This is a genomic window from Bradyrhizobium sp. USDA 376 (genome assembly GCF_054063675.1).
Genome location: NZ_JBSSGN010000001.1, coordinates 5582601 through 5602386 on the forward strand (window position 1 = coordinate 5582601; position 19786 = coordinate 5602386).

A 19786-nucleotide genomic window follows, 5' to 3' on the forward strand; every position below is an offset into this window, starting at 1 on the left:
ACCCCTAGCAAATGCGAATTCAGCTTTGCCCGCAAGGGTTTGCAATGCGAAATGGATTTACAACTGGCGGTCCTTTGCCAGCCTGTGTATAAGGCGGCCCTCGCAACCCACAGATCAGGTTGTGCTTTTTGCTTCACGGAGAGATTGCGATGTCCGAGCGGTGGACGCCCGAGTCCTGGCGCAGCAAGCCGGTGCTACAGGTGCCCGATTATCCCGACGCCAAGGCTCTGGCCGACGTCGAGGCGCAGCTTGCGACCTTTCCGCCGCTGGTGTTCGCCGGCGAGGCGCGCAATCTGAAGAAGGCGCTGGCCCGCGTTGCGGCCGGCGAGGCCTTCCTGCTCCAGGGCGGCGACTGCGCCGAGAGCTTTGCCGAGCACGGCGCCAACAACATCCGCGACTTCTTCCGCGTGCTGCTGCAGATGGCGGTCGTCTTGACCTATGCCGGCGCCGTTCCCGTGGTGAAGGTCGGCCGTATCGCAGGCCAATTTGCAAAACCGCGCTCATCGCCGACCGAGAAGGTGAACGGCGTCGAGCTGCCGAGCTATCGCGGCGACATCGTCAACGACATCGCCTTCACCAAGGAAGCGCGCGTGCCGGACCCGCAGCGCCAGTTGATGGCCTATCGCCAGTCGGCCGCGACGCTGAACCTGCTGCGTGCGTTCGCGACCGGCGGCTACGCCAATCTCGGCAGCGTGCACCAATGGATGCTCGGCTTCCTCAAGGATAGCCCGCAGTCCCGCCGCTACAAGGAGCTGGCCGATCGCATCTCGGACGCGCTCAACTTCATGCGCGCCTGCGGCCTTGATCTCGAGGCCCATCCCGAGCTTCGCTCGACCGATTTCTACACCAGCCACGAGGCGCTGCTGCTCGGCTACGAGCAGGCTATGACCCGCGTCGATTCCACCACCGGCGATTGGTATGCGACGAGCGGCCACATGATCTGGATCGGCGACCGCACCCGCCAGCTCGATCACGGCCATGTCGAATATTTCCGCGGCATCAAGAATCCGATCGGGCTGAAGTGCGGCCCGTCGCTGAAGCCCGACGAGCTCTTGAAGCTGATCGACGTGCTCAATCCCGACAACGAGCCGGGCCGGCTGACGCTGATCGGCCGCTTCGGCTCCGACAAGGTCGGCGAGCATCTGCCGAACATGATCCGCGCGGTGCAGCGCGAGGGCAAAGTGGTGGTCTGGTCGTGCGATCCCATGCACGGCAACACCATCACCTCGACGTCGGGCTACAAGACGCGCCCCTTCGACCGCATCCTGTCCGAGGTGAAGTCGTTCTTCGCGATCCACGCCGCGGAAGGCACCCATGCCGGCGGCGTGCATCTGGAGATGACCGGCAAGGACGTCACCGAATGCCTCGGCGGTGCCCGCGCGATCACGGACGAGGATCTCAACGACCGCTACCACACGGTCTGCGATCCCCGCCTCAACGCCGAGCAATCCATCGACATGGCCTTCCTGGTCGCCGAGCTGCTGAAGCAGGAACGCGCCGGCAAGACCAAGCCGATGCCGGCCGCAGCGGGGCTCTAGGACCTTGCTGCGAATCTGGAAGGCCACGATCAATTCCCGCAACGGTCTGGCTTTTGCGTTCCGTTCGGAGCAGGCCATCCGCGAGGAGATATTTGCGCTCCTCGCGTCGCTGCCGCTGGCCTGGTTCATCGGCGCGACGGCGATGCGTGCGGTCGAACTGGTTTGTGCGGTCGCGTTCGTGCTGACGGTCGAGCTGCTCAACACCGCGATCGAGAAGCTCGCCGACCGCCTGACCATGGATCACGACAAGCAGATCGGCCGCGTCAAGGACATGGGCTCCGCTGCCGTCGGTGTGGCGCTGCTGATGGCGGGCGCGTTCTGGATCTTCGCCATCGTCGAGCGGCTGGGTTTCGTCTGACGAGAATTGAAAAGGGCTCCATGACCGAACGTCTCAACGCATTCGCGGTCACGCTCGCCCAGCTCAATCCGACCGTGGGCGACATCGAGGGTAATGCCGCGAAGGTGCGCGCCGCTCGCGCGCAAGCCGCCGGCGACGGCGCCGATCTGGTGCTGTTTCCGGAATTGTTCATCGCCGGCTATCCGCCGGAGGACCTCGTGCAGAAGCCGGCCTTCCAGGCCGCCTGCCGCGCCGCGATCGAGGCGCTCGCGCGCGAGACCGCGGACGGTGGTCCGGCCATGCTGGTCGGCACGCCCTGGGTCGAGGGCGGCCGGCTCTACAATGCCTGCGCGCTGCTCGACGGCGGCCGTATCGCCGCCCTTCGCTTCAAGTGCAATCTGCCGAACTACGGCGTGTTCGACGAGAAGCGGTTGTTTGCGCGCGGTCCCGCGGCCGGCCCCGTCACGGTGCGCGGCGTCCGCATCGGCGTGCCGATCTGCGAGGACATCTGGCTCGAGGAGTCCGAGGACTACGAGAACGTGGTCGAGACGCTGGCCGAGACCGGCGCCGAGATCATCCTGGTGCCGAACGGCTCGCCTTACGCCCGCGACAAGAACGACGTACGCCTGTCGGTCGCGGTCGCGCGCGTCACCGAGAGCGGGCTGCCGCTGGTCTATCTCAACCAAACTTGCGGCCAGGACGAATTGGTGTTCGACGGCGCGTCCTTCGCGCTTAACGGCGATCTCTCGCTCGCAGCGCAACTGCCGGCGTTCGAGGAAAACGTCGCCACGCTCCGCTTCACCAGAAACGGCGACGACTGGCGCTGCACGGGGCCGATCGCGGAGCAGGTCGAGGGCGACAAGGCCGACTACGCAGCCTGTGTGCTGGGCCTGCGCGACTATGTCGCCAAGAACGGCTTTCCCGGCGTGCTGCTCGGCATTTCCGGCGGCATCGATTCCGCACTCTGCGCCGCGATCGCGGTCGATGCGCTCGGCGCCGACCAGGTCCATGGCGTGATGCTGCCTTATCGCTACACGGCGGCACATTCGATCGCCGACGCCGGCGAGCTCGCCGGCCATCTCGGCATCCGCTACGAGGTGTTGCCGATCGCGGAAGCCGTGACCGGGTTCGAGACCATCTTGTCCGGCATCTTCAAGAACCTGCCCCCAGATATCACCGAGGAGAACCTCCAGGCCCGCACCCGCGGCACATTGTTGATGGCGATCTCCAACAAGACCGGCCTGATGGTGGTGACGACAGGCAACAAGTCGGAGATGTCGGTCGGCTACGCCACGCTCTATGGCGACATGAATGGCGGCTTCAACCCGATCAAGGACATCTACAAGACGCAGGTGTTTCGGCTGGCGAGCTTGCGCAACAGCTGGAAGCCGGATGGCGCGCTCGGCCCTGCGGGCGAGGTCATTCCCCCTGATATCATCACGCGTCCGCCGACGGCAGAGCTGCGCGAGAACCAGACCGACCAGGATTCATTGCCGCCCTACGATGTGCTCGATGCCATCCTCGAGCGGCTGGTCGAACGCGAGGAGCCACTCGAGGCGATCATCGCCGCCGGATTCGGCCGCGAGATCGTCACCCGCATCGACCACCTTCTCAACGTCGCCGAATACAAGCGCCGCCAGGCTGCGCCCGGCGTGAAGGTGACACCTAAGAACTTTGGCCGCGACCGCCGCTATCCCATCACCAACCGCTTCCGCGACAAGGGCGAGGGGCTGCCCGCGCCGGACGAGACGCTGGTCTCGCGCGGCAGCAATGCGTCGATCGACGCGTTCGAGGGGTAGCGCCGGGGGAGAGGCGGACGGTCTCGCTACACGTCTATCTGTCATCATCCGCGAAGGCGGATGATCCAGTACTCCGCGGCGGACGTTGTAGAAACCGGCTCCTGCCACGGAGTACTGGATGCCCCGCCTTCGCGGGGCATGACAGTGGAGCGTGCGGATTCAGTGAGTGCTACGACGGGCTTGCGAAAAAAAGCACGCGCAGGAAGTGCGTGTATTCAGATTCGAGCACCATGATCGACACGAATACCAATACCGCGATCGGCGGCAACAGGATGGCATAGGCCAGGGCCAGTCGCTCCCAGGCCATGTGCATGAAGACGGCGACGATCAGGCCGGCCTTCAACATCATGAACAGCAGGATCAGCGACCACCTCAGATAGCCGTGCAGGCCAAAATAGTCGACGAGATAGGAGCACGTGCTGAGGACGAACAACCAGCCCCAGACCACGAGGTAGAGCCTGATCGGGTGCTGTTGACCCTTGGCGTGAACGGCTCCCGTTGCGACTGCGCCATGCGCCGGAGCGTGGAGCTGTCCTTCCATGTGTATTGCCGCGTTTGTCATGCGCCGACCTCACCAAAGGTAGAAGAATGCAAAGATGAAGACCCACACGAGGTCGACGAAGTGCCAGTACAGGCCCGTGATCTCGACGATCTCGTAGTACCCCTTGCGGCTCGTGAAGAAGCCGCGCCTCTCGACGTCAAAGTCGCCGCGGAAAACCTTCCGCGCAATGGCGATCAGGAAGATCACACCGATCGTCACATGGGTGCCGTGGAAGCCGGTGATCATGAAGAAGCTCGCGCCAAACTGCGGCGCCCCCCATGGATTGCCCCAGGGCCGGACCCCCTCCATGATCAGCTTGGTCCATTCGAAGGCCTGCATTCCGACGAAGGTTGCGCCGAAGGCTGCAGTGACCAGCATCAGGATTGCGGTTCTCACGCGATCGCGGCGGTAGCCGAAATTGACGGCCATCGCCATCGTGCCGCTGCTGCTGATCAGGACGAACGTCATGATGGCGATCAGGATCAGCGGAATGTGCTGGCCGGCGATGTTGAGGGCGAAGACTTCGCTGGGGTTGGGCCACGGCACGGTCGTCGACATGCGCGCCGTCATGTAGGAGAGCAGGAAGCAACTGAAGATGAAGGTGTCGCTGAGGAGGAAGATCCACATCATGGCCTTGCCCCAGGACACGTTCTTGAAGGCGCGCTGATCCGACGCCCAGTCGGCGGCGATGCCGCGCCAGCCTTCAAGCCGCGCAGGCGATTGGCCCGGATTTGTCAGCACGGTCTCAGCCATCTGGTCTTGCCTCCCTAGCTCAGCAACCGGCGGCAGATGTCGACGAAATCATCGGTCCAGCCGGTGAGAAGACCGAGCAGGACAAGCCAGACCAACAGCAGGAAGTGCCAGTAGATGGCGCACAGTTCCACGCTCAATCGCATGTCGGCGATCTCGGCGCCGCGCCACATCCTGGCTGAGGTGCGGCCCAAGGCCACCAGGCCGCCGGTCAGATGCAGCCCGTGCACCGCAGTCAACAGATAGAAGAAGGAATTCGCCGGATTGGACGCCACGAAATATCCGGCAGCCCCGAGCCGTTGCCAGGCCAGGAGCTGTCCGGCGAGGAAGATCACGGCGCATGCTCCGCCAGCGAGCAGGCCGATCATGACGGTCTCGGTATCGTGTCGCCGAGCAGCCACGTACGACCATTGCAGCGCGACACTGCTCAGGACCAGGACGCCCGTGTTGACCCACAGCAGCCGCGGTACCGGCATCGGCCGCCAGTCCACCACGCTCATGCGCATCGAGTAGGCGCTGATGAAGAGGACGAATAATGCGCTCGCGACAGCGAGAAACACCCCAAGTCCGACCTTCGCTGCGGGCCACGTCATGGCATCCCCGCCGGGGAAGTCGCCGACCGCGCCTTCCTCCAGCCAGGGCTTGGCCGTCAGCCGCTGCTGCGACAGCCACCATCCGGCGATCACCGCAAGCACAGCCAGGAACAGGATGATGGCACTCACGAAGCAGCTCCCTGAACGAGCTGCGTCGCGCGTGGCGGCTGGTTCTGCGGAATGAAGTCCTCCGCGGCGCCAGGCACGCTGTAGTCATAGGCCCAGCGGTACACGACCGGGAGCTCCTTGCCCCAGTTGCCGTGTCCTGGAGGCGTCTCCGGCGTCTGCCACTCCAGCGTCGTCGCCCGCCACGGATTGCCGCCTGAGGCTTCACCCTTGAACAGGCTCCAGACAAGATTGAACAGGAACACCATCTGGCTGAAGCCGACGGTCAAGGCGATTACGGAGATGAAGGCGTTCAGTGAATGGGCCGAGGACGGGATGAATGACGCGTCCCCGAGTTCGAAATACCGGCGCGGAACCCCGAGCAATCCAAGATAGTGCATCGGGAAGAAGATCAGGTAGGCGCCGAGGAAGGTGACCCAGAAGTGGAACTTGCCCATCACGTCGTTCAGCATCCGCCCCGTCACCTTGGGGTACCAGTGATAGATCGCGCCGAGCACGACCATGATCGGCGCCACGCCCATCACCATGTGGAAATGCGCGACCACGAACATGGTATCCGAGAGGGGCACGTCCACGACGACGTTGCCGAGGAAGAGGCCGGTGAGCCCGCCGTTCACGAAGGTGATGATGAAGCCAAGGGCGAACAGCATCGGCACCGTGAGATGAATGTCGCCGCGCCACAGGGTCAGCACCCAGTTATAGACCTTGATCGCGGTGGGGATCGCGATGATGAGCGTCGTGGTGGCGAAGAAGTACCCGAATTGCGGGAACATGCCGCTTACATACATGTGGTGTGCCCATACGATGAAGCTGAGCGCGCCGATGGCCACGATCGCCCAGACCATCATGCGGTAGCCAAAGATGTTCTTGCGCGCATGCGTGCTGATCAGATCGGAGACGATGCCGAAGGCGGGCAGGGCGACGATGTAGACCTCGGGATGGCCGAAGAACCAGAACAGGTGCTGGAACAGCAGCGGGCTGCCGCCTCCGTATTTGCTGAGCTGGCCCATCTCGATGAGGGCGGGCATGAAGAAACTGGTTCCCAAGAGACGGTCGAGCAGCAACATCACCGAGCCGACGAACAGCGCAGGGAATGCCAGCAGCGCCATGACGGTCGCCGTGAAGATGCCCCAAACGGTCAGGGGCAGACGCATCAAGGTCATGCCACGGGTGCGTGCCTGGAGCACGGTCACCACATAGTTCAGTCCGCCCATGGTGAAGCCGATGATGAAGAGGATCAGGGAGGCCAGCATCAGAACGATGCCCCAATCCTGCCCGGGCGTTCCCGAGAGGATTGCCTGTGGCGGATACAGCGTCCAGCCGGCGCCGGTGGGGCCGCCGGGCACGAAGAAGGTCGACGCCAGCACCAGGACTGCGAGCAGGTAGACCCAGTAGCTCAGCATGTTCACGTAAGGAAAGACCATGTCCCGGGCGCCGACCATCAGCGGGATCAGGTAGTTGCCGAAGCCGCCCAGGAACAATGCGGTGAGCAGATAGATCACCATGATCATGCCGTGCATGGTGATGAACTGGAGGTATTGGTTGGCATCGATGAAAGAGAAGGTGCCGGGGAATCCCAGTTGCAGCCGCATGAGCCATGACAGCGCCAGGGCCACCAGCCCGATGGCCGAGGCCGTCAGCGAATACTGAATGGCGATCACCTTGGCATCCTGCGAGAAGACATACCGTGTCCACCAGCTCCTCGGATGATAAAGCTCGACATCGGGTACTTCGGCAGGCGGGACGCCTGCGACCCCTTCATATGGAATATCGACCATAGAAACCTCCTCGGTCGTTTCCATCGGGGGTGAGGCGTTGGCCTCATGCACCCGATTCATCTTCGCGGCGGCAGCTTGCTACTTGCCGCCGGATTGGTACGTCGCCTTCACGACGGCTCTTGCCGGCGACAATTCTGCAAACGTCTTTTGTTGCTCCAGCCAAGCGTGATATTCACGCTCTTCGTCGACGATGACCTTGGCCCGCATCTGATAGTGAGCAGCGCCACAAAGCTCTGCACAGAGAACATCGAACGTTCCGGTTCGGATCGGGGTCATCCAGAAATAGGTCACCATGCCTGGGACCATGTCCATCTTGGCCCGGAACTCGGGCACGTAGAAATCGTGCAGGACATCGACCGAGCGGAGCAGAACCTTGACCGGCTTTCCCACTTGGAGGTGCAGGTCGCCGTTCTCGATCACGACGTCGTCCTGCGCGTGTGCGTCGTCACGATTGAGCCCCATCGGATTGTCGGCAGCGATGCTGCGGACATCGGATGTGCCCAACTTTCCATCCTTGCCTGGAAGTCGGAAGCTCCACTGCCATTGCTGGCCCATGACCTCGACCTCGGTGGCATCCGCAGGCACCGTCACGAACTGGTGCCAGACCACGAGGCCAGGCGCCAGCATGGCCGCGACGCCGACGCCGGTCCCGACGCTCAGCCACCACTCGAGCTTTTTGTTTTCCGGATTGTAGTCAGCCCGTCTTCCCTCTTTGTGGTGAAAGCGGAAGACGCAGTAAGCCATGAAGGCGATGACCGCGACGAAAACGAAGCCCGTGATCCAGAACGTGATGTTGATGGTGTGGTCGATATAGGCCCAGTTGGTGGCGATCGGCGTCCACCACCACGGGCTGTAGATGTGAAACAGCACCGAGCCGATTGCGACCAGAAGCAGTATCAGTGCGACAGCCATCCTGATCCATCCTTGCCATCGAAGGCTGCGGATACGAATCCGGGGCGGAGCTCATGTCTGTCGCGATGGCTGGCCTTTCTTGGTTGGCATCTTTGCCATCGCCGGCCTTTTGCCTCGCCCATTCCACTGGTCGCGAAAGAGAACGCTCGCGACCATCAACTCTAAGGGCGTCTGCGTCTAAAATGATACCAGCCCTATCCGGCGTCAATAGAGCAATGGAGGTGCACCGACGTGGCGTGGTTGCCATCGCTCGGCAAATCGGCATGGCATCAGGTGCGCATGTTGGGTCTGGCTGATGCAACGCACAAATCTGCGCTGGTGCACAATTCACCCAACCGTGAGTGCAGCTGTGCTCCGCGCGCGCTAAGCTTGCGAGGCAGGTCGCGACGGGTTCCGTCCGGCCAGGCTCGTTCGCTGAACCTGGGTTGCCGTACCCGACCCATCGCGGTTCCTGCTCGTCAGGCGGACACGCGTGGCTGAAAAGCGCGTGTTATCGAAAACCGCGATTTTCAGCACGGGAGGGTCCGTTCATGGCCACTCTGTACTCCCCCAACCTCATCAGGCGGCACGTGTTCGGCGAAGCGGCCTCCTATCCCATTCGCAAGATCAGCTTTTCCGACCTGACCGAGGCCCTGCGCCTGGGTTGGGAGGATTTCCAGGCGATGCCGAGCCACGCGATCATCGTGTGCGTGATTTATCCCGTTCTCGGTCTCGTCCTGTTCAGGATGGTTCTCGGCTATTCGGTGCTGCCGCTACTGTTTCCGCTGGCCGCCGGCTTCGCCTTGATCGGGCCCTTTGCCGCGATCGGTCTCTACGAACTCAGCCGGCGTCGCGAGCGTGGCGAGGAGGTCGATGCGTGGGATGCGATCAAGGTGCTGCGCGCGCCGTCGTTCGGTGCCATGGTCGAGCTCGGCGTGCTCCTGCTGGTCCTGTTCGGGGCCTGGATCGGTGTCGCGAACGCAATCTACGTCACGATCTTCGGTCACGCGGCGGCCGCAAGCATTCCCGACTTCGCAACGCGCGTGCTGACGACACCGGAAGGCTGGTCGCTCATCCTCGTCGGTTGCGGTGTCGGCTTCCTGTTCGCGGTTGTGGCCTTGTGCGTCAGCGTCGTGTCGTTTCCGTTGATGCTCGACCGGCATGCGACTGCGATCGACGCGATCCGCACGTCGCTCCGGGCGGTGGCGGAGAATCCGGTTGCGATGGCCGGATGGGGCCTCATCGTGGCGGCGCTGCTCGTGATCGGCTCGCTGCCGCTCTTCGTCGGTCTCGCCGTTGTTCTGCCGGTGCTCGGTCATGCCACCTGGCACCTCTATCGGCGGGTGGTCGAGCCCAATCCGAATCCACCGGACGAGCTGCCGCCGCCCCCGAAGGGAAAGCGCTATGCAGCGGACTTTCCGGCCAATCTCTTCCCGTGGAGCCGCGAGGGCGAGCAGTAACAGCGAAACGGCCGCGCCTGGCGGCCGCCTTCGCAGGGCATGACGGGCTAGGGCCTACTTCTGCTGCTGCGGCAGGAAGGTCGGGCCGACCGAGCGGATCGGCTTGTTCTCTGAACTCGGCGCAGCCGTGCCGGTGTCTGCCGGTGGTGTCGCGGCCGGTGCGGTGGCCGTCGTCGGCGCGGGCGCCGCGCCCTTCTTGGCGTTGGCAGGCTGCGGCGCGCCCTTGTTGAGGCGCTGCTGCTGCATCTTCCTGGCGCTCTCCTCGGTGACGATGATGTCACCCTGCTGCTCGGCCGCGGCCTTGTCGTCGGCCGATTTGAGCGCATCCGCCCAGGTCTGTCCGGCCGCCTTGCAGGAGCAGGACGGGTTGAACTCGCTGCGGAATTTGAACGCGGTCGGCAGCGCCGTGTAGGGCTGGCCGCCGATGGAGACCGCCGAGTTCATGTCCTCGCCGGGATTGCGATGGGTGTAGAGCACGGCCTCGGCGGCCGGGCACAGCGCCTTGCAGGTCTTCTCGTCGTCGGGGAAGCGCGCCGGCACGGTGGCAAAGGAGATCGGGAAATAGGCGCCGTCGCAGGTGCGCACGCACACGGTGCGGAAGGTGCCGGATTGCGGGCCGAGGTCGGAGGGCGGCACGGCTTGCGGATTGTTCGGGTTGTTGTTGCCACCGAACAGGTTGCTCAGGAAGTTGCCGCCGCCTTGCGACTGCACGGCGTTGGCATATTGTGGGCCGCAATTGTTCTGCGCCAGCGCCATCAGCACCGAGCGGCGCTGGTTGTCGCGCTCAGGGCTGAAGCCACCGGCGCCGCCGCGCAGGCGTTCGAGATTGCCGGTGATCTGATCCAGATTGGCGCGCATCTGCTGGATCTGGGTGTTGACCGGCCCGCACTGCGCTGACTGGCCGTTGAACAGCGAGAAGAAGCCGGAGGAGTCGCAGCCCATGCGCTTGGCCTGCATCGTGACGCGGTCGAGCTCGGCCTGCTGCTTGGCCTGGGAATCCTGATAGCGGCGGATCTGGTCTTCGCGCGCGGGATCACCGCCGCCGCCGCCACGATCGAGCGCAGCGAGCTGGCCTTCCAGCCGCGCGCACATCGGATTGGGGCCAAGCCCGTTCTGGCCGGGCTGAGGCGGCGGGCCGGGCGGGCCGGCCTGCGCGAAAGCGCCATTGGCGAGCACGATGGTGCTCAGGAGCACGGTGCAGGCAAGGAGGGAGCGGGCACGGGAGAGAGACAAAAATTCAGGCATATCCGCCATTCTAGCGAGGTCACGGCCCAGCGTGACTTTCCAAGTGACTTTCCAAAGTAACTTGGGGGCCGAAGCGCGCCCTCCAATAGCCGCTTCCTGCGGCATCGTCACGTCGTTTCGGGGGCCGAAGACTGGTCCTAAGGTCCGCCAGCTCCGAGGGAATTCAGCGCTGGCAGGTGATTGCGACATATTCGTTGCAATGGCCATGGGAGCAGTTTGCGCCGGTTTTGGGGACAGAGCCGGTAATTTCGTCGGGATCGACCCGGCGATAGCTTGATGCCTGGGCAAAATCCCGTGACTGGCAGTAGGTCCGTGCGACCTGCGCCCCGCATTTGTCGCCCCTGGCCAGGCACTGGTCGACGCCGTAGCCGTCCGCCTGGTTGGCGATGATGAAGACGCGCGTCTCGGCGAATGCGCCGGAGGCCGCGACGAGGGAGGCACAGGAGACGAGCGCGAACAGGGATCGCATGGGGGTACCGGGGGCTGGAGACCGCTCGCGCTTAATAAACTCAAAAGGTTAAGGGGAATGGAACCATTGCGGCGGGTCGGCGCGCATTGCGGGCAGAAGGCGGCATTTTCGCGGCTCCCTTGACGGAAGGTGGCCTCATAGCCCATATGTTCCCGCATGAACGGTCTCCTCGCCATTTGCATCATTTGCGAGATTACGAGCTAGCGATTCGCTGGCTGGAGCCGTCTTTTCTCAAACACATTGAGAGCACTGGACGCCCGGCCAACAGCCGACGGGTGTCCATATGGAATTACGCCTTTACGATACGCTGACGAAGGAGAAGCGGCCGTTCGTACCGCTCGATCCGAAGAACGTCCGCATGTATGTCTGCGGACCGACCGTCTATGACTTCGCCCATATCGGCAATGCGCGGCCGGTGATCGTGTTCGACGTGCTGTTTCGGCTGCTGCGCCACCTCTATGGCGAGGCGCACGTCAAATATGTCCGCAACATCACCGACGTCGACGACAAGATCAACGACCGCGCTGCGCGCGACTTTCCCGGCCTGCCGCTGAACGAGGCGATCCGCAAGGTTACCGAAGAGACGGGCAGGCAGTTTCATGCCGACGTCGATGCGCTCGTTGCGCTCAGGCCGAGCGTCGAGCCGCGTGCGACCGAGCATATCGCCGAGATGCGCGAGATCATCGAAAGGCTGCTCAAGGGCGGCTTTGCCTATGCCGCCGACGACCACGTGCTGTTCTCGCCGCAGGCGATGAACGCGGCCAACTCCACGCTGCCGCGCTATGGCGCGCTGTCCAATCGCTCGCTGGACGAGATGGTCGCCGGCGCCCGCGTCGATGTCGCGCCCTACAAGAAGGGCAACACCGACTTCGTGCTGTGGAAGCCGTCCAAGCCCGGCGAGCCGTCATGGCCGTCGCCGGCCGGCATTGCGGCTGAGGGGCGCCCGGGCTGGCACATCGAGTGCTCGGCCATGGCCTGGAAGCATCTCGGCGAGCATTTCGACATCCATGGCGGCGGCATCGATCTCGTGTTTCCGCATCATGAGAACGAGGTCGCGCAGACCTGCTGCGCGTTCCACCGTGAGCGCATGGCGAACACCTGGATGCACAACGGCTTCCTGCAGGTCGAGGGTGAGAAGATGTCGAAGAGCCTCGGCAACTTCGTCACTATTCGCGAATTGCTGGGTTCGTGGACGGGGCCCGTAATTAGGTATTCGATGCTGCAAACGCATTATCGGCAACCGATTGATTGGACCGTTGCTCGCCTTGAGCAATCTCGCCAAGAGATTGGTCTTTGGGCTGCAATGTACTCGGGCTCCGCAGCTCAACACGATTATCAGCAGAGAAAGTTCAGAAAAATTGCGCCGACGCCGACGCAAGATCTCGTCGATTCGCTTCGCGATGATCTGAATACGCCGAATGCTGTCGCTGTGTTGCGAAAGCAATTCTCGGAAAGGTCAAGTGCGGAGGGGCTCACTCCCGAGTTCTTTCAGAATTGCGAGTTCTTGGGGCTGCTCAATGGTGAAACTATTGGTGCTCTCGAGGACACGAACGTATCCGGTTCGAACGTAAAGCCCGGCTCGCTTTTCGAAGCGATGCCTCATGTGCTGAAGCTTAGGGCTGGGATGGCCAACAATCTTCCCGACATTGTGCAGCAAGCCGAGTCTGAGCTAGCGAAGATCGGCGTCAAAGCGAAGGAGCGCCATCACTATTACATTGAGCTGGTCCCATTAGAGAAATCTGCGGAGCTCGATGTGGCCGCCGTTGATGCGCTCATTTCCGAGCGGGCGGCTGCACGAGCTCGGAAGGACTTCAAAGAATCAGACCGGATCCGCGATCAGCTCGCCGCGATGGGCATTGCGATCAAGGACTCCAAGGACGGGACGACCTGGGAGGTCGCGCGATGAAGCGGCCCGACACGCCTTTTCCGCGGCACTGGCTCTATTACATCGCGCTGAAGATCCTGCTGCTCGGTGCCGCTGTGGCGATCGCGTTGAAACTCTATGGGATGTGGTGAAGACGATGGGACAGACTTTGCCGAAGCCCGCCTTGCGGCCCTTCCTGCCTGATGACGTGCCGGTGCTCGCTGCGATCTTCACCGCCAGCATCGAGCAGCTGACCGGCGACGACTACAGCGAGGCGCAGCAGCAGGCCTGGATGGAGGCGGCGGAGGACGAGGAGTTCGGCAAGCAGCTCGCGTCCGACCTGACGCTGATCGCGACGCTCGAGGGCTCGCCCGTCGGTTTCGCCTCGCTGCGCGGCGCCGATCACATCCGCATGCTCTACGTGCATCCGGCCGTCAGCGGGCAGGGCATCGCGACCATGCTGGTTGACGCGCTGGAGAAGCTCGCCGGCGGCCGCGGTGCCAAGAGTCTCTCGGTCGACGCCAGCGACACCGCGGAGGGCTTCTTCGCCAAGCGCGGCTACACAGCCCAGCAGCGCAACAGCGTCACCATCAACGACGAATGGCTCGCCAACACCACCATGAAGAAGACGCTCGGAGCGGCGCCATGAACAAGCAGCGTCTCTATCTGTTCGACACCACGCTGCGCGACGGGGCGCAGACCAACGGTGTCGATTTCACGCTGACCGACAAGCAGGTCATCGCGGCGATGCTCGACGATCTCGGCATCGACTATGTCGAGGGCGGCTATCCCGGCGCCAATCCGCTCGACACCGAGTTCTTCGGCTCCAGGCCGAAGCTCAATCATGCACGCTTCACCGCCTTCGGCATGACGCGCCGGGCAGGGCGCTCGGTCTCCAACGATCCCGGTGTCGCTGGCCTTTTGGAAGCGAAAGCGGATGCGATCTGCTTCGTGGCAAAATCCTCGGCCTATCAGGTGCGGGTCGCGCTGGAGACGACCAAGGAGGAAAACCTCGCTTCGATCCGCGACAGCGTCGCCGCCGCAAAGGCGGCTGGCCGCGAAGTGATGCTCGACTGCGAGCACTTCTTCGACGGCTACAAGGAAGACGCCGCATTCGCACTCGCCTGCGCCAAGACTGCCTATGAGGCCGGCGCGCGCTGGGTGGTGCTGTGCGACACCAACGGCGGCACCATGCCGAACGAGGTCGAGGCCATCGTCACCGAGGTGACCAGGCACATCCCCGGCGATCACGTCGGCATCCACGCCCATAACGACACCGAGCAGGCGGTGGCCAATTCGCTCGCCGCGGTGCGCGCCGGCGCGCGGCAGATCCAGGGCACGTTGAACGGCCTCGGCGAGCGCTGCGGCAACGCCAATCTCTGCTCGCTGATCCCGACGCTGAAATTGAAGAAGGAGTTTGCGGACGCCTTCGAGATCGGCGTCACGTCCGAGAAGCTGGCGACGCTGGTGAAAGTGTCACGCACGCTCGACGACATGCTCAACCGCGTGCCGAACCGGCATGCGGCCTATGTCGGCGAGAGCGCCTTCGTCACCAAGACCGGCATCCATGCCTCTGCCGTGCTGAAGGATCCGCAGACCTATGAGCATGTGCTGCCGGAGCTGGTCGGCAATCATCGCAAGGTGCTGGTGTCCGACCAGGCCGGCCGCTCCAACGTCATCGCCGAGCTCGAGCGGGCCGGCATTGCTTACGAGAAGAGCGATCCGAAGCTGACGCGTCTCGTCGAGGAGCTGAAGGAGCGCGAGGCCGCGGGTTACGCCTACGAATCCGCCAACGCCTCGTTCGATCTCCTGGCGCGGCGCACGCTCGGCAAGGTGCCGCATTATTTCGAGGTCGAGCAGTTCGACGTCAATGTCGAGCAGCGCTACAACGCGCTCGGCGAACGCGTCACGGTGGCGCTGGCCGTGGTCAAGGTCGACGTCGCGGGCGAACATCTGATCTCGGCCGCCGAGGGCAACGGCCCCGTCAACGCGCTCGACGTTGCGCTCCGCAAGGACCTCGGCAAGTACCAGAAATATATCGAGGGCTTGAAGCTGATCGACTACCGCGTGCGTATCCTCAATGGCGGCACCGGCGCGGTCACGCGCGTCCTGATCGAGAGCGAAGACGAGAACGGAGACCGCTGGACCACGGTCGGCGTATCCCCGAATATCATCGACGCCTCGTTCCAGGCGCTGATGGATTCGGTGATCTACAAGCTCGTGAAATCGGGCGCGCCGGCGTAAGCCCCACGACGGCTGTCATACCCCGCGAAAGCGGGGTATCCAGTACGCCGCGGCTTCTCCGTAACGCCGCGGCGTCTCGGAGTACTGGATCGCCCGGTCGAGCGGGGCGATGACAGTTGGGATGAGGAGAGGGCAAGGCATGATCGACCACATCTCCGTCGGCGTCAGCGATCTCGATCGCGCCGCAAGATTCTACGAGGCAACGCTCGCCACTCTCGGCCTCACCCGCCTCGTCACGCGGCCGCGGACGGTCGGCTTCGGCAAAGCCTATCCGAAATTCTGGATTAATTTGCGCGAGGCCCTGCCGCGCGTCGCGCCGGAAAGCGGCGCGCACATCTGCCTGCGAGCGAAGACGACCGGCGAGGTCGATGCATTCCATGCGGCCGCGCTTGCGACCGGTGGCGCTTCCGACGGTGCGCCCGGCATCCGTCCTCATGACCGCGTGCGTTACTACGCAGCCTTCGTCACCGATCCCGACGGCAATCGGATCGAGGCGGTGACGTTCCCGCAGGATTGATCAGAGCTTGCGCGCGACTTCCGGGGCGAGCTGCTTTTGCTCTTCGGCGATCTGTGCCGCGGCCGCCTTCAGCTTCGGCAGGATCTCCTCGACGCGATCGGCCTTGATGATGTCGACCGTCAGGCCGGCGCGGATGAACTCGGTCTGGCGCATGTGCGACAAGAGCGAGAACAGCGGCTCCCAGAAATTGTCGATATTGGCGAGCAGCACCGGCTTGGCGTGACGGCCGAGCTGTTTCCAGGTCAGCTGCTCCACCAGCTCCTCCAGCGTGCCGACGCCGCCCGGCAGGGCCACGAAGGCATCGGAGCGTTCGAACATCAGCCGCTTGCGCTCGTGCATGTCGGGAGTGACGATCATCTCCTGCACGCGGGTCAGCGCGTTCTCGCGCAACCGCAGGAATTCGGGAATGATGCCGGTGACGGTGCCGCCGTTATCGAGCACGGAGGTCGCGACCGAGCCCATCAGGCCGAGCGAGCCGCCGCCATAGACGAGGCGGATGTTGTTCTCGGCGAGGGCTTTGCCGAACGCCTTGGCGCCTTCGGTGAAGCGGGGATTGGTTCCGGGGCCGGAGCCGCAATAGACACAGACGGTTTTGATAGTGCTCATTGGTGCCATGATGCATTGCAGCGAAGAGGCGTCAAGCCCAATCGGCGATTCGGACTGTCCGGAAATCTACCGGTAAATGGCGAGAAACAATCGAAGATTCGCCATCTGGCGGGGTGCGCGACCATCGGGAAGGCTCTATATGACAGGCGAAAATCGTTAATCGCAGCGACGCCCGCATCCGGCGGGCTTTCAGGTTTGTTGATGGACCAACCCCAATCGTTCGACGGCGCCGACGTTCCTGATCCTCCCGGGGGACCGCTGGAGCGGGCCACGCTGATGGGCACGCTGGCGCATCTGTGGCCCTATATCTGGCCGGGCGACCGTTTCGACCTGAAGATGCGCGTGGTCTGGTCGCTGGTGCTGCTGCTTGCCGCCAAGCTGATCACGCTCGCCGTGCCGTTCAGCTTCAAATGGGCCACCGATGCACTGACCGGCGCCAACACCGCGCCTGTGGCGGCCGACAATTGGCACCTCTGGGTGATCGCGTCGCCGCTGCTGCTGACCGCGAGCTACGGCGTGATGCGCATCCTGATGGCGGTGCTGACGCAATGGCGCGACGGCATCTTCGCCCGCGTCGCCATGCACGCGGTGCGCAAGCTCGCCACCATCACCTTCATCCACATGCACGAGCTGTCGCTGCGCTTTCACCTGGAGCGCAAGACCGGCGGCCTGACGCGCGTGCTGGAGCGCGGCCGCGAGGGCATCGAGGTCATCGTGCGTATGGTGATCCTGCAGCTGATCCCGACCATCGTCGAAGTATCGCTGCTGATGGCCGTGCTGCTCTGGCAGTTCGACTGGCGCTACGTGGTGGCGACGCTGATCACGGTCGCGGTCTACATGTACTACACCTACATCGCGACCGAGTGGCGGATCGGCATCCGCCGCAAGATGAACGATTCCGACACCGAGGCGAACACCAAGGCGATCGACTCGCTGCTCAACTACGAGACCGTGAAATATTTCGGCGCCGAGACGCGCGAGGCGCAGCGCTACGACAGGTCGGTGGAGCGCTACGAGGAGGCGAGCGTCCGCACCTATACCTCGCTCGCCGTGCTCAACACCGGCCAGGCCGTGATCTTCACGATGGGACTGACTGCGACCATGCTGATGTGCGCGATCGGCGTGCGCAACGGCACCAACACGGTCGGCGATTTCGTGCTGGTGAACGCCATGATGATCCAGCTCTACCAACCCTTGAACTTCATGGGCATGGTGTATCGCGAGATCAAGCAGGCGATCATCGACATCGAGAAGATGTTCAATGTGCTGGGGCGCGAGGCCGAGATCAAGGACGCGCCCGACGCGCAGCCGCTGGCCATTACCGCCGGTACGGTGCGGTTCGAGGACGTGCGCTTCGCCTATGAGCCGACGCGGCCGATCCTGAAAGGCATCAGCTTCGAGGTGCCGGCCGGCAAGACCGTTGCGATCGTCGGTCCCTCCGGTGCGGGCAAGTCGACCATCTCGCGGCTCCTGTTCCGCCTCTATGACGTGTCCGGCGGCAAGATATTGATCGACGGCCAGGACATCCGCGAGGTCACGCAGGCCAGCTTGCGCGCCGCCATCGGCATGGTGCCGCAGGATACCGTGCTGTTCAACGACACCATCCGCTACAACATCCGTTATGGCCGCTGGGACGCCAGCGATGCCGAGGTCGAGGAGGCGGCGCGCCTTGCGCAGATCGATCATTTCATCCGCATGGCGCCGAAGGGCTACGAGACCCAGGTCGGCGAGCGCGGCCTGAAACTGTCGGGCGGCGAGAAGCAGCGCGTCGCGATCGCGCGTACTGTGTTGAAGGCGCCGCCGATCCTGGCGCTGGACGAGGCGACCTCGGCGCTCGACACCCACACCGAGCACGAGATCCAGGGCGCGCTCGACCGCGTCGCCAAGAACCGCACCTCGCTGGTGATCGCGCACCGGCTCTCGACCATCGTCGGTGCCGACGAGATCATCGTGCTGGACCAGGGCCGGATCGCCGAGCGCGGCACCCACGCCAGACTGCTCGCGCTGGGCGGCCTTTACGCCAGCATGTGGAACAGGCAGCGCGAGGCCGAGGCGGCGCGCGAGAAACTGGCCAAAATGGCCGATACCAGCGAGGCGCCCAACCGGGAGCCGCCGCCGGTCGCCGACGTCCTGACGACGCCTGCGGCCGCGGAGTGACCTTGTCTCCGGTCCCAACTCTGGCCTAAACAGGCGCCCACCGCGCGGGGAAGCCCCGCGTGCCAACAACTCCAGGCGGCAGATAGCGATGTCCATTCTCGATTCGATCCAGCGTCAGATCCCGCCGATCCACAAGGAGGGCTATCCCTTCATCGGCGCCTTTGCGCTGGCGAGCCTGATCCTGTTCTGGCTGTGGTCGCCTTTGGGGTGGATCGGCACGATCCTGACAGTCTGGTGCGCGCTGTTCTTCCGTGACCCCGTGCGGGTGACGCCGGTGCGCGAGGGGCTCATCGTGTCGCCGGCCGACGGCCGCGTCTCGATGATCACCATGGCGCTGCCGCCGGCCGAGCTCGGGCTCGGCGACCGGCCACTGCCGCGCATCTCGGTGTTCATGAGCGTGTTCAACTGCCACGTGAACCGCAGCCCGATCGCGGGCAGGGTGGACCGCATCGCCTACCGGCCCGGCCTGTTCATCAATGCCGAGCTCGACAAGGCGAGCGAGGACAATGAGCGCAACTCGCTCGTCATCTCGACGCCCAATGCGCGGATCGGCGTGGTGCAGATCGCAGGGCTCGTCGCCAAGCGCATCGTCTGTTTCGTCAGGGAAGGGCAGGCGATCGGCGCCGGCGAGCGCTTCGGCCTGATCCGCTTCGGCTCGCGGCTCGACGTCTACCTGCCTGTCGGCACCAAGGCGCTGGTCTCGGAAGGGCAGACTGCGATCGCCGGCGAGACCATTTTGGCCGACCTTGCCGGCGACGACCCGAGCTACGCCTTCCGCGCCAATTAACCAAAGTCGGTCCTTGCGGGCCTTCCGCCGCAATGGCGGAGGCGAACGGGGCTTGCTATATCTCGCCCTGAGATAAGGACGAGC

The 19786-nt window shown here is 63.8% G+C and carries 17 protein-coding genes and 2 pseudogenes; 11 read left to right on the forward strand and 8 right to left on the reverse strand.

Features of this window, described 5'->3' with window-relative positions:
- Positions 1-149 precede the first annotated feature (149 nt).
- From ACVJ19_RS25655 to ACVJ19_RS25665, 3 genes are read left to right on the forward strand one after another with little or no spacing between them, the layout of a single operon-like run.
- Positions 150-1538 (forward strand): class II 3-deoxy-7-phosphoheptulonate synthase, encoded by a 1389-nt coding sequence (locus tag ACVJ19_RS25655; protein ID WP_453951892.1) that lies wholly within the window; start codon positions 150-152, stop codon positions 1536-1538.
- Positions 1539-1542: 4 nt separating this feature from the next.
- Complete coding sequence (locus ACVJ19_RS25660; RefSeq protein ID WP_211403330.1) at positions 1543-1896, forward strand: diacylglycerol kinase; 354 nt, start codon at positions 1543-1545, stop codon at positions 1894-1896.
- A gap of 20 nt (positions 1897-1916) precedes the next feature.
- On the forward strand, positions 1917-3674 hold the full coding sequence (locus tag ACVJ19_RS25665; RefSeq protein WP_453951893.1) for an NAD+ synthase: 1758 nt from the start codon (positions 1917-1919) through the stop codon (positions 3672-3674).
- A 169-nt stretch (positions 3675-3843) separates the two neighbouring features.
- Here the strand turns inward: ACVJ19_RS25665 and ACVJ19_RS25670 are convergent, their stop codons facing one another.
- The 5 genes from ACVJ19_RS25670 to ACVJ19_RS25690 all read right to left on the reverse strand — a co-directional run bounded on the left by ACVJ19_RS25670 (position 3844) and on the right by ACVJ19_RS25690 (position 8374).
- Positions 3844-4236, reverse strand: coding sequence for a cytochrome C oxidase subunit IV family protein (locus ACVJ19_RS25670; protein ID WP_453951894.1), 393 nt, complete (start codon positions 4234-4236; stop codon positions 3844-3846).
- Positions 4237-4245: 9 nt separating this feature from the next.
- Complete coding sequence (locus ACVJ19_RS25675; RefSeq protein WP_453951895.1) at positions 4246-4968, reverse strand: heme-copper oxidase subunit III family protein; 723 nt, start codon at positions 4966-4968, stop codon at positions 4246-4248.
- Between the two features lie 14 nt (positions 4969-4982).
- Positions 4983-5687, reverse strand: coding sequence for a cytochrome c oxidase subunit 3 (locus ACVJ19_RS25680; protein WP_453951896.1), 705 nt, complete (start codon positions 5685-5687; stop codon positions 4983-4985).
- The gene (locus tag ACVJ19_RS25685; RefSeq protein ID WP_453951897.1) at positions 5684-7462 is read right to left on the reverse strand and encodes a cbb3-type cytochrome c oxidase subunit I; all 1779 of its coding nucleotides are present in this window, start codon (positions 7460-7462) and stop codon (positions 5684-5686) included. The genes ACVJ19_RS25680 and ACVJ19_RS25685 overlap by 4 nt, the downstream gene beginning before the upstream one ends.
- 78 nt (positions 7463-7540) lie before the next feature.
- Positions 7541-8374, reverse strand: a complete 834-nt coding sequence (locus tag ACVJ19_RS25690) for a cytochrome c oxidase subunit II (protein ID WP_453951898.1) — start codon at positions 8372-8374, stop codon at positions 7541-7543.
- 530 nt (positions 8375-8904) lie between these two features.
- On the opposite strand from ACVJ19_RS25690, the gene ACVJ19_RS25695 reads away from it, so the two are divergent.
- Positions 8905-9813, forward strand: a complete 909-nt coding sequence (locus tag ACVJ19_RS25695; RefSeq protein WP_456739454.1) for a DUF2189 domain-containing protein — start codon at positions 8905-8907, stop codon at positions 9811-9813.
- A gap of 54 nt (positions 9814-9867) precedes the next feature.
- Here ACVJ19_RS25695 and ACVJ19_RS25700 read toward each other — a convergent pair whose 3' ends face one another.
- Positions 9868-11067 carry a DUF2865 domain-containing protein gene (locus ACVJ19_RS25700; protein WP_453951899.1) on the reverse strand — a complete coding sequence of 400 codons (1200 nt, stop codon included), beginning with the start codon at positions 11065-11067 and terminating at the stop codon, positions 9868-9870.
- A 154-nt stretch (positions 11068-11221) separates the two neighbouring features.
- Positions 11222-11527 carry a hypothetical protein gene (locus ACVJ19_RS25705; RefSeq protein WP_453951900.1) on the reverse strand — a complete coding sequence of 102 codons (306 nt, stop codon included), beginning with the start codon at positions 11525-11527 and terminating at the stop codon, positions 11222-11224.
- A gap of 283 nt (positions 11528-11810) precedes the next feature.
- Here ACVJ19_RS25705 and cysS point away from each other — a divergent pair.
- From cysS to ACVJ19_RS25730, 5 genes and pseudogenes are all read left to right on the forward strand, one after another.
- Positions 11811-12917, forward strand: a pseudogene (gene cysS / locus ACVJ19_RS25710) (cysteine--tRNA ligase); the annotation flags it as partial.
- A 372-nt stretch (positions 12918-13289) separates the two neighbouring features.
- Positions 13290-13433 (forward strand): annotated as a pseudogene (locus tag ACVJ19_RS25715) (CysS/YqeB C-terminal domain-containing protein); the annotation flags it as partial.
- 115 nt (positions 13434-13548) lie between these two features.
- Positions 13549-14040, forward strand: a complete 492-nt coding sequence (locus ACVJ19_RS25720) for a GNAT family N-acetyltransferase (protein WP_453951901.1) — start codon at positions 13549-13551, stop codon at positions 14038-14040.
- Positions 14037-15635 carry a citramalate synthase gene (cimA, locus tag ACVJ19_RS25725; protein WP_453951902.1) on the forward strand — a complete coding sequence of 533 codons (1599 nt, stop codon included), beginning with the start codon at positions 14037-14039 and terminating at the stop codon, positions 15633-15635. The genes ACVJ19_RS25720 and cimA overlap by 4 nt, the downstream gene beginning before the upstream one ends.
- Before the next feature lie 139 nt (positions 15636-15774).
- Positions 15775-16152 carry a VOC family protein gene (locus ACVJ19_RS25730; RefSeq protein WP_453951903.1) on the forward strand — a complete coding sequence of 126 codons (378 nt, stop codon included), beginning with the start codon at positions 15775-15777 and terminating at the stop codon, positions 16150-16152.
- On the opposite strand, the gene ACVJ19_RS25735 is transcribed toward ACVJ19_RS25730, so the two are convergent.
- Positions 16153-16758, reverse strand: coding sequence for an LOG family protein (locus ACVJ19_RS25735; RefSeq protein WP_453951904.1), 606 nt, complete (start codon positions 16756-16758; stop codon positions 16153-16155).
- Positions 16759-16959: 201 nt separating this feature from the next.
- Here ACVJ19_RS25735 and ACVJ19_RS25740 point away from each other — a divergent pair, with 201 nt between their 5' ends.
- Both ACVJ19_RS25740 and ACVJ19_RS25745 read left to right on the forward strand, forming a co-directional pair.
- Positions 16960-18915 (forward strand): ABCB family ABC transporter ATP-binding protein/permease, encoded by a 1956-nt coding sequence (locus ACVJ19_RS25740; RefSeq protein ID WP_453951905.1) that lies wholly within the window; start codon positions 16960-16962, stop codon positions 18913-18915.
- On the forward strand, positions 18899-19702 hold the full coding sequence (locus ACVJ19_RS25745; protein ID WP_453955207.1) for a phosphatidylserine decarboxylase: 804 nt from the start codon (positions 18899-18901) through the stop codon (positions 19700-19702). Before ACVJ19_RS25740 ends, ACVJ19_RS25745 begins: the two co-directional genes overlap by 17 nt.
- The last annotated feature ends 84 nt before the right edge of the window (positions 19703-19786 follow it).